Raw genomic sequence first — 14,039 nt, 5'->3', positions numbered from 1 at the left:
GCGGTCTCAGGATACGCGTCGCGCCCCCTGGTAGGGCATCGAGTTCACGCTGGCGGTGGTCACTTTGCTGCGCGGATTGGCGGCGTGCACGATCTGCCCGTTGCCGATGTACATGCCGACGTGCGTGATGCCGGCGTAGTAGAAGACCAGGTCACCGGGTTGCAGATCCCCCTTGGAGACGGAGGTGCCGGCCGAGAACTGGGTCTGGGAGGTGCGGGGCAGGGAGATGCCTACCTGCTTGTAGGCGGCGTACATCAGCCCGGAGCAGTCGAAGGTCGAGGGCCCTGCGGTGCCCATCACATAGTCTTTGCCGACCTGGGCGAGGGCGTAGCTGACGGCCTGCTGGGCGCGCTCGGAACCACCACCGCCCGGGGACGGGGTGGCGGGAGGATCGGACTTGTCGCCCCCCCGGCCGGGGGACGGGGAGGGGCTGGTGCTCTCACGAGCCTCCTCCTCCAGCTTCCTCAGGCGTTCCTGCTCCTCGGAGCTCAGCCGGTCGTAGACCTGCTGGGCCTCCGCCTCCTTGGCCTCGTACTCCTTGGCGAGCTTCTCCTTGGCCTCCCGATCCGCCTTCAACGACTCGGTGATGGATTCCTGCTGGCCGCGGAGCGTGTCCAACCGGCCCTGCTCCACCTGGAGGGTCTGCAGGTCGGTCATGCTCCGGTCGGTCTCGTTCTGGATGGTGGACAGCCCGGAAAGGAAGGTGGTGTCGTCGGTGCTGCCCAGCAGCTGCCCGGTGATGTCCACACCGCCACCCAGGCCACCACCGTTGAGCTGCATCATCGCAAGGTCACCGAGGTTGGTTCCGAGCTGGGAAACCTTCGCCTCTTGTGCGGACAGGTCCTGTTTGAGGGTCTCGAGTTTGCTCTCCGACTCCTCGGCGCGGGTGATCGTCTCGATGAGCTGGGCGTCCAGGGTCGCGGATTCCTCATGAATGCGGTCCAGCTTCTCCTTCGCAGCGGCGACGGCGTCGGGATCGGCGGACGCGGTGGGCATGAAGACGACGCTGGCTGCGACGAGAAGGCCAACCAATCCTCTGCGGAACAACTTCACTCGAAACTCCAGACGCTCGGGGACGAAGCTGAGAGAATCCTAAAGGACCCTCAGGACATTCCCAAACTGTATCGGCCACCGGGACGTGTGATCAACGCGAGCGGAAACCGTTTTTGTCACCTCCGCCGGGTAGGTTGCCGACCATGACCTCCAGCCACACCCCCGGGTCCTCCCAACCGAGCTTCGAGGAGCTGGGACGTCACCTGCGCGCAACCACCTTCTGCGTCGTGGATCTGGAGACCACGGGCGCCGGCCCGGACTCGGAGATCACCGAGATCGGCGCGGTCAAGGTGTGTGGTGGCGAACCGCTCGGCGAGTTCCAGACCCTGGTGCGCCCCTCGGTGCCCATTCCTGCGATGATCCAGGTGCTCACGGGGATCACGGACGCCATGGTGGCCACGGCCCCCTCCCCCGTGGAGGTCGTCCCGGAGTTCATGCGGTTCGCCGAAGGATGCCTGCTGGTGGCCCACAACGCCCCGTTCGACATCGGTTTCCTCAAACGCGCCTGCGAGCAGCTCGGTATCCGGTGGCCCAACCCCGTCGTGGTGGACACCGTGACCCTGGCCCGGCGGGTGCTGCCCAAGGGGGAGGTGCCCAACTGCAAACTGGGGACGCTCGCCGCCCACTTCCACGCCACCACCCGGCCCGACCACCGGGCCCTGAGCGACGCGCACGCCACCGTCGAGGTGCTGCACGCCCTCCTGGAGCGAACCGGGAGGCTCGGCATCGACACCGTCGAGGACCTGCAGGAACTGCTGTCGCGCGTCTCCCCGGAGCGCCGGGCCAAACGGGTCTGGGCCAAACAGCTCCCGCAGGCCCCGGGAATCTACTGGTTCGAGCACGAGGGCCGGGACGTCAACGGGCTTCCCCACACGGAGGTGCTCTACGTCGGCAGGTCACGAAACCTGCGGAAACGGGTTGCCTCCTACTTCTCCGCCTCGGAGCAGCGAACCCGGATCCACGAAATGGTGCGGGTGGCCACCGGGGTCAGGGGGATCGAGTGCGCCACGGACCTGGAGGCGCAGGTGCGGGAGCTCCGGATGATCGCCGCCCGATCCCCGCGCTACAACCGGCGTTCCAGAAACCAGCACCGCCTGTGGTGGCTGAAACTGACCGGCGGTTCCCTTCCCCGACTGGTGGCCACGAGGACCCCGGCCCCGGAGGACCTGTTCTGGGGGCCGTTTCCCGGCCTGGCCGCCGCCCGGGAGTCGGCGCGGGTGTTCCGCGACGCCTTCGGGGTGCTGGAACGCAGACACCACCGTTCCTCGCGCGAATCCTGGGTGATCCCGGAACCGGAGGGATACGAAACAGGGGTGGAACGCCTGCGCAACACCTGGCGGGGTGACGTCAGGGAGCTGCTGGCCTCGGCCTGCCCCGGGCTGGCCGAGCTGGTGGCGCAGGAACGTTTCGAGGAGGCGGGAGAACTCACCGACCGTCTCCTCGCCGCCCACCAGACCTCCAGGCGGTTCCACCGGGTGCGTTCCCTGGCGGGTTGTCCCGAGCTGGTGGCGGCCGCCCCGGAGCACGACGAGTGGGCCGTTCACGTGATCCGCTTCGGGAAACTCGCCGGGGCCGCCCGGGCCCGCACCGCGCAGGTCCCGGAGACCGCCGAGGCCACCCGGGAACTGTCCGAGACGGTACGAGAAGCTCCCGGCGGGTTGCCCGCCGGGAGCTTCGAGGAGGCCGAACGCATCGCGGACTGGCTGGAGTCACCCGGGGTCAGATTCCTGGACACCGTCGGCGACTGGGCCTGGCCCGCGCACTGCGCGCTGGATCAGGAAAGGGTCACCGAATTGATCACCACAGGGGTGGTGGGGCGGTCCCGGTGATCGGTTTCCGTGCTGGCGATGGCATCCACCACGGCCTGGCTGGCGGAATCCTTGACCTCACCGAAGATGGTGTGGCGACGGTTCAGGTGCGGGGTGGGAGCCACCGTGATGAAGAACTGGGAGCCGTTGGTTCCGGGCCCTGCGTTGGCCATGGCCAGCAGGTAAGGGCGGTTGAAGGAGACTTCCGGGTGGAACTCGTCGGCGAAACGATACCCGGGACCGCCGGTTCCGGTGCCCAGCGGGCAACCTCCCTGGATCATGAACCCGTCGATGACGCGGTGGAAACCGAGACCGTCATAGAACTTCCCGGTCTTGGTCTCACCCGTGTTGGGGTCGCGGTATTCCTTGGTGCCGCCCGCAAGACCGACGAAGTTCGCCACCGTGGTTGGGGCCTCGTCGTCGAAGAGCTCGATGACGATGTCGCCCTTGGTGGTGTGGAGAGTAGCAATGCTCATGGGACCCAACCTACAGTCGGCGGCCGAGCGGCGTCAGGGAGTTTCCCGACGTGTCGCGTCACCGGATCGGATCGCTGTTGCGGGTTTCCCCTCCCCCTTGCGCCCTTGACCGGGTAGCGTTGGGGGTGCTCGATCACGAGCCAACCATTGGAGGAAGCAGTGAAAAAGTCACGACTGACCAAGGCCGCCGCGGAATCTGCCGCCGCCGCCGCGGAAGCTGGCCGCAACATCTGGGACGACGCCACCGAGAGGGCCGCCGCGATTCTGCTGGAAGCCCAGCGCAAGGCCGCCCCCCTGGCCCGCGAGGCGGGGAAGCGCACGGCGGATTTCGCATCGAAACGCCTCGACACCTGGGAGCCGCACATCCGGAGCGCGCTCGACCGGGTTCCCACCGCCGTTGACGCGGCCCACGAGAAGGTCACATCCAAGTTGCTGCCCAACCTGCAGCAGGCCCTGCACAAGGCCGCCGGTCACAAACCCGCGCCCGTGAAGCAGAAGAAGTGCAAGGGCGGCAAGTTCAAGAAGTTCGCGAAATTCGTGTTCATCGGTTCCCTCGTCGCGGGCGCAGTCGCCGCCGTGAGGCATTTCCTGACGCCCAAGGACGACGGCTGGACCGCTCACGAACCGTCGCGCGCCTACATCAACAACAACGACACCTTCGCCACCGCCGCGAAGTTCAACGAGCCCGTCACCCCCACCCCCCAGGCCGCCGCACCCACCCCGGAAGCCCCGAAGGAAAGCTTCGGTGAGGGTTCCTATGTCGGTCCCAACCCGCCCGAGGGCTACATCTTCAAGGGCAACGAGCGCTCGAAGAAGTATCACGTTCCCGGCACCCGGGGCTACGAACTGACGATCGCCGAGGTCTGGTTCAACTCGGAGGAGGCCGCCGAGGCTGCCGGGTTCACCAAGGCCCAGCGCTGACCCCGGTTCTGTTCACACTGGCGCTTGCCAGTGCATCGGCAGCCGCGGCCCACCTGATTCTGGTGGTGCCGCGGCTGCCTCGTGTTGCCCTGGATCCGCACGATCCTCCGCCCGACTACCCCTCCCTGGCGAGGCCACGGGACGCCGTCGCGCTGGGGTTGTTGGTCCTGGGGTGCGCCTGCGCCCTCTGGCGGGTACCTGCCGTGCAGCTGCCGCTGTGGTTCGGTTATCTCGGCGCGGGAGGGGCGCTGGTGTGGGTTGATCTCAGGACCACCTGGCTTCCGAAACGCCTGCACTGGATCGCCGCCGCCCAGGTGGCGGCGGGCCTGGCGGTGGTCGCCCTCCACTCCCCGGGGGTGCTCGTTGCGGCCCTGACGGGGGCGTGTGCCACCTCGGGCGTTTTCTGGTTGGTGTGGCGGTTCTCCAGCAGTTTCGGCTTCGGTGACGTCAGGCTCGGGCTGCTGGTGGGCGCGGCGGCCGGTTCGATGGGTCTCCAGGCATGGACGACGGCGCTGCTGGCGGGAACCCTCACAGGAGCCCTCTGGGCCATCGTCCACGCGCTGCGCGGGCGCGCGTCGGATCCCTTTCCCTACGGCCCGTCACTGTGGCTGGGGCCCGTGGTGGCTGCCGCACTGGTGGGTGGCGGCTGATGCCTCAGGCCCCGGTGGCCTCGATCCAGGCGTCGAGTTTCCGCTGGACGCTGCCGTCCTCCAGGGCCCGGTTGGCGTCGGCGAGGGTGGCCGCCAGCTGCTCGGCAAGCGGCATCACGGGGCTCACCCCGCGGTAGGCCAGCAGGGCGGCCGCCGCGTTCAGGACCACGACGTCGCGGACCGGACCGGTCCTGCCCGCCACCAGGTCCCGCACCACCTGGGCGTTGTGCTGCGCGTCCCCGCCCCTCAGGTCCGAGGGGGCGGCGGGCGGCAGCCCGAGCTCCGCCGGATCCAGGGTGGTGCGGTGCACCCGCCCGTCGGCCAGCAGCCACACGTCCGAGGGGGATGTGGTGGTCAGCTCGTCGAGTCCATCGAAACCGCGGAAAACCAGGCCCCGCACCCCGCGTCTCGCCAACACCCGCGCCACGACGGGCGCGATGTCGTCGTTGGCCACGCCGAGCGCCATCGCCTGGGGACGGGCGGGGTTCGACAGGGGTCCGAGGAAGTTGAACGTGGTCTGGATCGCCAACTGTTTCCGCACCCCGGCGACGTGTTTCATCGCGGGGTGGTAGAACTGCGCGAACAGGAAGGTGATGCCCACCTTCTCCAGGACATCCGCCTGCCTGACCGGTTCCAACGCGATGTTGAGGCCCAGCTCCTCCAGGGTGTCGGCGGTGCCGGCCTGCGACGACGACGCCCGCGAACCGTGCTTGACCACCTTCGCGCCCGCCGCGGCCGCCACCAGGGCCGCCATGGTGGAGATGTTCACGGTGTTGGCCCGGTCACCCCCCGTGCCCACCACGTCCACGGCCTCCCGATCGAGGGTGACCTGGACCGCATTGTCGAGCATCGCAGAGCTGAGGCCCTCGATCTCGTCCTCCGTCTCACCCTTCGCCCGCAGGGCCACCAGCAGGGCCGCGAGCTGCACCTCGCTGGCACGACCTGAAAGGATCTCGTTGAGAGCCCACTGCGCGGCCTCGGCTTCCAGGCCCTCGCGACGCACCAGGCCCGTCAGGATGTCCGGCCAGGTGTAGGTCATGCCACCTTCTCCCGCAGCAGCTCGGCCACCTGGGTGGGCAGCCGGACCGGATCCACGGGATAGGCGGAGATCGCTTCGGCCCGCGACCACGTGCCGAGCCACGCATCGGCCACGCGGGCCAGCAGCAACAGCACCGGCGGGCAGGGGTTGTACTCCTCCTTGACCTGGTGGGCCAGGCCGATGCCCCCCTCGGGCTGGGCCTCACCATCCAGGATCAGCAGGTCGTAACCGGGTTCGGCGGCCAGCATCTTCAGCATGGCCTGCCCGGTGGCCACCTCCTCCACCTCGATGGGAGGCAGATCGGAAGCCACCTTGCGTCCGAGGGCGAGCCGCACCTGCTCCCGCACCGTGCGGTCACTGGAATACAGCAGCACCCTGAGGGTCTCCTCGCTCATAGTCTCTCCTTGGCCACGTGTGACTTCGCAACATCGTAGCTCTCCCGTGGCGGCCGCGGGCGGGCGAGTCACCGGCAGGGCATAGGCTGCACGTGTGCGTTTCCTGAATGAGAGGCCCACGACGGACCTCACCTATTCCGATGTGTTCATGGTTCCGAACCGTTCCGATGTCGCTTCCCGGTTGGATGTCGACCTGACCTCCACGGACGGACTGGCGACGCCCCTGCCCCTGGTGGCCGCGAACATGACGGCGGTCTCGGGCAGGCGCATGGCTGAGACCATGGCCCGCCGGGGCGGGCTCGCGATCTTCCCGCAGGACATCCCGGTGGATGTGGTGGCGAATTCCATCGCGAAGGTGAAACAGGCCCATCCCGTCTTCGACACCGCCGTGACGGTTTCCCCCCACACCACCGTCGGGGAGACCATCGGCTTGATGGCCAAACGCGCGCACGGGGTGGCGGTGGTGGTGGATTCCTCCCGGGTCGTGGGACTGGTGCACCCGCAGGACGCGGCGACCGCCGACCGGTTCGCCCAGGCCCGTGACGTCATGACCAGCGACGTCATCACCGTCTCGCCGGAGACCGCGCCGAAACAGGTTTTCGATTCCCTGGCGGAACGGCACCAGAAGGTGGCCCTGGCCGTCGACCCGGAGGGCCTGCTGGTCGGGATAATGACCAGCAAGGGGGCGCTGCGTTCGGCCCTCTACGCACCTGCGCTCGACGAACGGGGGCGCCTGCGTGCGGGGGTCGCGATCGGGATCAACGGCGACGTGACCGCCAAGGTGCGGGCGGCGCTGAATGCGCAGGCCGACGTGCTGGTGGTGGACACCGCCCACGGCCACCAGGAGAAGATGATCGCCGCGTTGGGGTTGGCCCGCAGGGAACGCGACCGGTTCGCCGAAAGCACCGGGAGGCGAGTGCTGATCGTCGCGGGAAACGTCGTGACCGCCGACGGGGTGCGTGACCTCACCGAGGCCGGGGCTGACATCGTCAAGGTGGGCGTCGGTCCGGGCGCCATGTGCACCACACGCATGCAGACGGGTGTCGGCCGCCCGCAGTTCTCCGCCGTCCTCGAATGCGCTGAGCAGGCCCGTCGCAGCGGCTGCGCGGTGTGGGCCGACGGGGGCGTCAGGCATCCCCGGGACGTCGCCCTGGCGCTGGCCGCCGGGGCCGGTTCCGTGATGATCGGTTCCTGGTTCGCGGGCACCCACGAGTCCACCGGCGATCAGCTGTTCGACCACGAGGGCCGGGCCTACAAGGAGAGCTACGGAATGGCCTCCGCTCGCGCGGTCAGGCAGCGTACGCGGGAGCAGTCGGCTTTCGACCGGGCCCGCGCCGCCCTGTTCGAGGAGGGCATCTCCTCGTCGCGGATGTACCTGGATCCGCAGCGCCCGGGCGTCGAGGACCTGCTCGACTGGATCACATCCGGGGTGCGAAGCTCCGCCACCTACGCGGGTGCCCGCACGCTCACGGAGTTCACCGCCCGGGCCGTGATCGGGGTGCAGTCCGGCTCCGGTTTCGAAGAGGGACGCCCGGTCAGCACGAGCTGGTGACCGGGCGCGGGGATCAGTTGAAGGAGTCGCCGCAGGCGCAGGCGCCGCTGGCGTTCGGGTTGTCGATCGTGAAGCCCTGCTTCTCGATCGTGTCGACGAAATCGATGGAGGCCCCTCCGAGGTAGGGGGCGCTCATCCTGTCGGTGACGACCTTCACGTCGCCGTACTCCGTTGCGATGTCCCCGTCCAGTTCACGGTCGTCGAAGTACAACTGGTAGCGCAGCCCGGAGCAGCCACCCGGCTGCACCGCGATACGCAGGCTCAGATCGGTGCGGCCCTCGGCCTCCAACAGGGAACGCACCTTGGAGACGGCGACGTCGGTCAGCACGACGCCCTGGGGAACAGTCTGGGTTTCACTCACGAACCCGAGTCTACTTCTCTTCCCTGCTTCACCAAGTCCATGTGCCGGCCACCCGCCGGGCCAGGGTCGTCAACTGCTCAGTGGTGATGTCAATTTCCCCGACCCCGGGCGGGGCCACGGCGTGCGCCTCCTCGATCCCGACCAGGCGCAGTTCCCGGGACGACACGAAGTTCCGGCCCGCCACCACGATCACCGGCCGCAGCGCCTCGACACCCAGTCGCGTGAGTTCGGCCACCACGTCCCCACCGCGGCGGTGAAAGTCCAGCACGTCCGTTCCCGTGACCACCAGATCTGCCTTGACGGCCAGCGCCGGCAACCGGTAACCGTCGACGCAGACCCCGATCCCCGGGGCCACCCGCGCCCCGCAACCCAGCGCCCACGCGCCGAGCCCGCAGAGCGCCCCCGCGGGCGCCTCGTCGCTCACCCCCAGCCGCTCCAGCCACGCGGTGGCGCGGGAATCCTCCGCGAGCGTCGCCGCGATGTCAGTCCCGGTTTCCCTCCCCCGCTCCGCCAGTGATCCCGTCATCCCCGTCAGGGCACGTCCGGCTTCGCGGTGCGGCACCACCACGGTGGTTCCCGGGCGAACGGGGGTCACCGGCAGCGCCAGCAGTTCCTCCAGCCCCGGGGCCGCGACGGCGGTGACGTCCAGGTAGTCGGGGCCCTCGGCCAGCATGTCGCACGCCTGCCGGAGGGTGCCGGCGGCCAGCACTCGCGCGTCCGGGGAGAATCGCGCCACGGCCTCGGCGAAACCGTTGCCTCCCCCGCTCACGGGGGCAACGGCCACCTGCGCTCCCCGCTCCGCGAAAGCCCCTGCAACGGCTTCGGACGCCTCGGCCGGGCCGAGGCGTCCGATTCGATCGCAGGAAACCAGGACCCTCACTCGCCCTGGGCCGACTCGAGACCCACCTCCTGGTCAGGAATGAGTCCGTAGTACTCGGAGGTGCTGTCGAGCAGTTCCCGCACCTCCTCGAGGGTGGCGTCCACGTCAGGCAGCACGAGATCGGATTCGACGATCAGGTCGTCGGGCACCTCCTGGCCGTTCTGGCGGATGGCGTCGACGAGCCGTCGCAGTTCCTTGCGGAGCCGTTCCTGGTCCCCGGCCGCGACGGCCTGCTCGACCGCCTCGTCGATCCCGTTGAGTTCGAGCAGCTGCTCGGGCTCCAGGGTCCACTGCCCGAGCCCCATGAGACGAACGATCATGCCTGCCCCCCGTTGTTGTTGGTGGCCCTGGTGTTCTCGATCATCGGGAAATTGGACGTGGGTGTGGAGGAGATCTGGGGGTTCGTGGTGCCGGAACCGCCGCTGAGCTGAGCCTTCATGGCGGCGAGCTCGTTCTCGACGGAGGCACCGGAGGACAGGGCGTCGAGTTCGCGGTCGAGATCGCTCCCGACCGAACCCGTGGGATCCTCAAGGGCCCCGGAGGCCAGCAGCTCGTCGACGGCGGAAGCGCGGGCCTGCAGCTGCAGGGTCTTGTCCTCGGCGCGCTGGATGGCCATGCCGACGTCGCTCATCTCCTCGGAGATACCGGTGAAGGCCTCGTTGATCCGGGTCTGCGCCTCGGCCGCCGAGTAGGTGGCCTTGATCGTCTCCTTGCGGGTCCGGAAGGCGTCCACCTTCGCCTGGAGCCGGGTGCTGGCGCGCACCAGCTTCTCCTCCTCCGCCTGGAGGGCCGCGTGCTGGGTCTGGAGGTCCTGCAGCTGGGTGGTGAGGCCGGCCTTGCGGGTCAGGGCCTCGCGGGCGAGGTCCTCGCGGTTGGATTCAAGGGCGCGCTGCGCGGTGACGGTGTAACGGTCGATCTCGGAGCTCATTTTCTGGGCCTGGAGTTCGACGCGTTTACGGCTGGTCGCCACGTCCGCCACTCCCCGGCGCACCTTGCGGAGCAGCTCGAGCTGGCGCTCGTAGGAGTAGTCCAAGGTCTCGCGCGGGTCCTCGTACTTGTCTAGCGTTTTGTGAGCCTTGCTCTTGAACATCAGGGCGATCCGCTCAAAGATGCCTGCCATTGGGGTCCTTCCACTGCTGGTCTATTCCGTCAACCGTACCGCCCCCGGGGACCGGTGTGGGGTCGGCACCACCCTGATTCGGCCCCTGAAGTTGGCAGGCGGTTAGAATGACCAACCGAATTCACCCAATCCATCCGAAGGCAGATCCCGTGGCACTGTTCCGCCCCTACGAGCGCAAGACCGATCAACCGGGACGCAAACCCTATCAACGGACCCGGTTGGTACCGGAACCCGACCAGAAAACCGGGACCACCGTCCCGGAAAGCGAGACCACCGTCCCGGAGGAGAAGAAGGAGCAGGCCGGGGGCGACCGGAAACCCCGGGAGACGGCACCCGGGACCGGGACACCGGACAAGACCCCGGCCGAGTCCGGGAAGGTGAAGGTGACCCGCCGCCAGCCGGTGCGCAAGTCGGAGCCGACCCTCACCCGCAAGCAGGCGGAGGCGGCGAGGATGCAGCGGCTGCACCCGAACCTGAGCCCGAAGGAGCAGCGCAAGGCCGACCGCGAGGCCCAGGCCAAGGCACGGGTCGAGGCCTGGGACAAGGTGGAGGCGTCACCGGAACGTGTTCTGGCCCGCGACTACGTCGACACCCGCTGGACGATCACCGAGTTCATGTTCCCCGCGATGATCCTGATCATGGCCGGGACGATGGCCACGGCACAGTGGCCGCTGATCAGCGTCTCCATCGGGCTCGGGCTGTGGGTGATGCTCATCCTGAGCTTCATCAACACGTGGTTCATCTGGCGGGGTTTCAAGAAACTCCTGCTGCAGCGCGTCCCGAAAGCGAATCTCCGGGGATTGTTGATGTACATGTTCAACCGGTCGTTGATGATCCGCCGTTTCCGGCGGCCGACGCCCCGGATCAACCGTGGGGAGAAGATATGAGCTACCAGTGGCGCCCGACCGCAGGCACCCATGACGTGGACGCTCTCAGGTCGCAGGACCTGCTACCCGAGTTCGGCAGCCAGCCGGAGGCCGAGGAGTGGCTCGGGATGTACTGGTCCGATCTGCTGGAGGCCGGAGTCAGCGAGGTCGCCCTCTGGGATGACGACCGGCAGGTCCAACCGCCCATGTCCTTGTCGTCCTGACCGCCCGCTTCCGGTCCTTCCTGTTCGGCGGGCCGCCCCGGGGGGCACGCCCCACGCAACCGGGCCCACCGCTTCGCGGCGAGGAGTTCTTCGCCGGGAATGCAGTGGGCCCGTTGTCTTTCACGTCCGGCCCCGGACCGGGGCATTGGGCTTTCAGGCCTCGGTGAAACGAAGCAGGGTGGATTTGCCGAACAGGCTCTCGACGAGGTCGACGGCGAGTTCGGCGGTGGTGTTGCGGATGTCGAGTGCCGGGTTGATCTCGACCAGGTCGATGGAGCCCAGCCTCCCGGTGTCGGCGATCATCTCCATGGCCAGTTGCGCCTCCCGGTAGGTCGGTCCCCCGACGACCGGGGTCCCGACCCCGGGTGCGACCTGCGGGTCCACGAAGTCGAGGTCGAGGCTGAGGTGGATGTGGGTGTCCTCGCCGATGTCATGGAGGGCACGTTCCATGGCGTGACGCATGCCGGCCTCGTCGAGGAAACGCATGTCGTACACCTCGAGGCCCTTGTCCACGAGCACCTGTTTCTCGCCGGGATCGACGCTGCGCAACCCGACCTGGCGGATGTTGTCCACATCAATGGCGGGTTTCCGGTCCGACATGTCGGTCAGTTCCTCCGGTCCGTCGCCGAGCAGACAGGCCACCGGCATGCCGTGGATGTTGCCGGAGGGGGTGAGTTCATTGGTGTTGATGTCGGCATGGGCATCCACCCAGATGATGCGCAGCTTCTTGCCGACCCTGCGGCAGTGCGCGGCGATGGCGCTGATGCTGCCGATGGCAAGGCTGTGATCGCCACCCATCAGCACCGGCATCCGGCCTTCCGCCAGTTCGGCGGCGACGGCGTCACGCACCGCCCGGTTCCACTCGATCACCTCCGGCAGGTGGCGGTAGCCGTCCACCGGCGGGCTCTGGGGATTCGGCGGCCCGGTGACGTCGCCCGCGTCGCGGACATCAACTCCGAAGGCCCGCAGGGCTTTCCCGATGCCGGCGACACGCAACGCCCCTGGTCCGAGGCGACAGCCCGCGACACTGGCGCCGATGTCAGTGGGGGCTCCGATAAGGGTCAGTTTCATGATGACGATGCTAGGCGACTCGGTCGCCACGGAAACGAGTCGCCACGAAGAACTTCGTTTCCCGCGGGTTCCGGGGTGGACCCCGTTCGCTTCCTGGCTCCTGCCGGAAAGCCTCTAAGCTGGCCCGGTGAGCACCAACATCCCCGCCCTGAAAACCGCAAAGAGCATTGACCGGGACGCCGACGTCGTCGTGATCGGCCTCACCAGCGTCGGCGGGACCCCGACCCTCGTCGGGGTGCCGGCGGATCTGGAGAAGGCCTGGAGCAAGCAGCTCCCGTCATCGCTGTTGGAGGCCGCCATCGCGCTGGGTGCCCGCAGCGAGCTCGGCGCACTGGTCACCCTGCCCCCCATCCCCCAGCGACTCGTCGTGGTCGGCCTGGGGGATGTCGACGTCACCCCATCCGCCCTCAGGCACGCGTGTGGGGTTGCCCTGCGGAAGATCAGTGACCCGAAGGACGCCGAGAACCTGAACGTCACCATCTCCCTCGAACTGCACGACCCCGAACTGGCGAGGGCGGCCGCCGAGGGCGCAGTGCTGGGCACCTACCGCATTCCCCGCATCACCCAGAAACCCCATAAGACCCCCGTGGCCACCATCACGCTCGTGACCGGACGCGCCCAGCTCAAGGAATCCGTCGAGGAGGCCGGGGTCGTCGCGGCCGCCGTGGTGCAGGCCCGCGACTGGATCAACACCCCGCCGAACCTGCTCTACCCCGAAACCTTCGCGGAATCGGCCAAGGCCCACGTCTCGGACCTCAAGGTCGGGGTCGAGATCCTCGATGAGAAGGCACTCGCCAAGGGCGGCTACGGCGGCATCCTGGCGGTGGGCGGGGGCTCGTCGAGGTCCCCGCGCCTGCTCCGTCTCACCTGGGCCCCGCGCGGCGCGAAATTCCACCTGGCACTGGTGGGCAAGGGCATCACCTTCGACTCCGGTGGCCTGGACATCAAACCCGCCGGGCAGATGGCCTCCATGACCTGCGACATGTCAGGAGCGGCCGCCGTGATCGCCGCCACCCGGGCCATCGCGGCGCTCGGGTTGCCGGTCAAGGTCACCACCTACGCGGCCATGGCCGAGAACCTGCCCTCCGGTACCGCCTACCGCTCCGGTGACGTGCTCACCATGTTCGACGGAACCACCGTCGAGAACGTCAACACCGACGCCGAGGGCCGGCTCGTGATGGCCGATGCGCTGGGACGGGCCGGAACCGACTCCCCGAACCTGATCGTGGATGTCGCCACCCTGACCGGGGCCTGCATGGTGGCTCTCGGAAAACGCACCGCCGGGCTCATGGCCAGCGACGACGCAACCGCCGATCGTCTGCTCGACGCCGCCGAGGTCGCCGGTGAGGGGTTCTGGCACCTGCCGATCACCGACGACCTCCGCGAGGGCCTGAAATCGGACATCGCGGACCTGCGTTCCGGCGGCAAGAACCGCTACGGCGGCGCCCTGACCGCGGCCGCCTTCCTGCAGCACTTCGTCCCGGAGGGTGTCTCCTGGGCGCACCTGGACATCGCGGGTCCGGCCTGGAACGACGAGTCCCCGTACGGCTGCACGCCGCTCGGCGGCACGGGCGCCGCGGTGCGCACGCTGGTGGCCTTGGCGACCCAGCTGGCCGGCTGAGA

At 68.4% G+C, this 14,039-nt stretch carries 16 protein-coding genes; 7 read left to right on the top strand and 9 right to left on the bottom strand.

All coding sequences use genetic code 11. The features are described from left to right. Positions 1-6: 6 nt before the first annotated feature. A complete protein-coding gene (locus tag ACO6D6_RS09845) occupies positions 7-996 on the bottom strand; it encodes a C40 family peptidase (protein ID WP_484785088.1) in 990 nt (329 codons plus the stop codon). 200 nt (positions 997-1,196) lie between these two features. On the opposite strand from ACO6D6_RS09845, the gene ACO6D6_RS09840 reads away from it, so the two are divergent. Beyond that, a complete protein-coding gene (locus tag ACO6D6_RS09840; protein WP_484785087.1) occupies positions 1,197-2,882 on the top strand; it encodes a DEDD exonuclease domain-containing protein in 1,686 nt (561 codons plus the stop codon). Here the strand turns inward: ACO6D6_RS09840 and ACO6D6_RS09835 are convergent. Then, positions 2,828-3,337 carry a peptidylprolyl isomerase gene (locus ACO6D6_RS09835; protein ID WP_484785086.1) on the bottom strand — a complete coding sequence of 170 codons (510 nt, stop codon included), beginning with the start codon at positions 3,335-3,337 and terminating at the stop codon, positions 2,828-2,830. The genes ACO6D6_RS09840 and ACO6D6_RS09835 overlap by 55 nt on opposite strands. Positions 3,338-3,496: 159 nt before the next feature. On the opposite strand from ACO6D6_RS09835, the gene ACO6D6_RS09830 reads away from it, so the two are divergent. Further along, positions 3,497-4,258: a sunset domain-containing protein gene (locus ACO6D6_RS09830; protein ID WP_484785085.1), complete on the top strand. Its 762-nt coding sequence runs from the start codon at positions 3,497-3,499 to the stop codon at positions 4,256-4,258. A gap of 65 nt (positions 4,259-4,323) precedes the next feature. Then, positions 4,324-4,908 carry an A24 family peptidase gene (locus ACO6D6_RS09825; RefSeq protein WP_484785084.1) on the top strand — a complete coding sequence of 195 codons (585 nt, stop codon included), beginning with the start codon at positions 4,324-4,326 and terminating at the stop codon, positions 4,906-4,908. Between the two features lie 4 nt (positions 4,909-4,912). Here ACO6D6_RS09825 and trpD read toward each other — a convergent pair whose 3' ends face one another. Then, positions 4,913-5,947 (bottom strand): anthranilate phosphoribosyltransferase, encoded by a 1,035-nt coding sequence (gene trpD, locus ACO6D6_RS09820; protein WP_484785083.1) that lies wholly within the window; start codon positions 5,945-5,947, stop codon positions 4,913-4,915. Then, a complete protein-coding gene (locus ACO6D6_RS09815; protein WP_484785082.1) occupies positions 5,944-6,342 on the bottom strand; it encodes a response regulator transcription factor in 399 nt (132 codons plus the stop codon). The genes trpD and ACO6D6_RS09815 overlap by 4 nt, the downstream gene beginning before the upstream one ends. A 94-nt stretch (positions 6,343-6,436) precedes the next feature. Here ACO6D6_RS09815 and ACO6D6_RS09810 point away from each other — a divergent pair, with 94 nt between their 5' ends. Then, positions 6,437-7,894 (top strand): GuaB1 family IMP dehydrogenase-related protein, encoded by a 1,458-nt coding sequence (locus ACO6D6_RS09810; RefSeq protein WP_484785081.1) that lies wholly within the window; start codon positions 6,437-6,439, stop codon positions 7,892-7,894. A gap of 13 nt (positions 7,895-7,907) precedes the next feature. Here the strand turns inward: ACO6D6_RS09810 and ACO6D6_RS09805 are convergent, their stop codons facing one another. The 4 genes from ACO6D6_RS09805 to ACO6D6_RS09790 form a co-directional block, all read right to left on the bottom strand. Continuing rightward, positions 7,908-8,255: a HesB/IscA family protein gene (locus tag ACO6D6_RS09805; protein ID WP_484785080.1), complete on the bottom strand. Its 348-nt coding sequence runs from the start codon at positions 8,253-8,255 to the stop codon at positions 7,908-7,910. 28 nt (positions 8,256-8,283) lie between these two features. Next, entirely contained in the window at positions 8,284-9,039 is a 756-nt protein-coding gene (locus ACO6D6_RS09800; protein WP_484785079.1) for a glycerate kinase, read from the bottom strand. Positions 9,040-9,131: 92 nt separating this feature from the next. After that, positions 9,132-9,455 carry a PspA-associated protein PspAA gene (gene pspAA, locus ACO6D6_RS09795; RefSeq protein WP_484785078.1) on the bottom strand — a complete coding sequence of 108 codons (324 nt, stop codon included), beginning with the start codon at positions 9,453-9,455 and terminating at the stop codon, positions 9,132-9,134. Further along, positions 9,452-10,255 carry a PspA/IM30 family protein gene (locus tag ACO6D6_RS09790; RefSeq protein WP_484785077.1) on the bottom strand — a complete coding sequence of 268 codons (804 nt, stop codon included), beginning with the start codon at positions 10,253-10,255 and terminating at the stop codon, positions 9,452-9,454. The genes pspAA and ACO6D6_RS09790 overlap by 4 nt, the downstream gene beginning before the upstream one ends. Positions 10,256-10,404: 149 nt before the next feature. Here ACO6D6_RS09790 and ACO6D6_RS09785 point away from each other — a divergent pair, with 149 nt between their 5' ends. Next, a complete protein-coding gene (locus tag ACO6D6_RS09785; protein ID WP_484785076.1) occupies positions 10,405-11,142 on the top strand; it encodes a DUF3043 domain-containing protein in 738 nt (245 codons plus the stop codon). Beyond that, positions 11,139-11,345, top strand: coding sequence for a hypothetical protein (locus tag ACO6D6_RS09780; RefSeq protein WP_484785075.1), 207 nt, complete (start codon positions 11,139-11,141; stop codon positions 11,343-11,345). The genes ACO6D6_RS09785 and ACO6D6_RS09780 overlap by 4 nt, the downstream gene beginning before the upstream one ends. A 153-nt stretch (positions 11,346-11,498) precedes the next feature. Here ACO6D6_RS09780 and rocF read toward each other — a convergent pair whose 3' ends face one another. Then, positions 11,499-12,416, bottom strand: a complete 918-nt coding sequence (gene rocF / locus ACO6D6_RS09775) for an arginase (protein ID WP_484785074.1) — start codon at positions 12,414-12,416, stop codon at positions 11,499-11,501. A gap of 127 nt (positions 12,417-12,543) precedes the next feature. On the opposite strand from rocF, the gene ACO6D6_RS09770 reads away from it, so the two are divergent. Next, positions 12,544-14,037, top strand: a complete 1,494-nt coding sequence (locus ACO6D6_RS09770) for a leucyl aminopeptidase (RefSeq protein ID WP_484785073.1) — start codon at positions 12,544-12,546, stop codon at positions 14,035-14,037. The last annotated feature ends 2 nt before the right edge of the window (positions 14,038-14,039 follow it).

Source organism: Arachnia sp., from assembly GCF_057238465.1.
The sequence above is the reverse complement of the archived record's forward strand: the minus strand, read 5'-3'. Positions and strand labels throughout refer to the sequence as shown.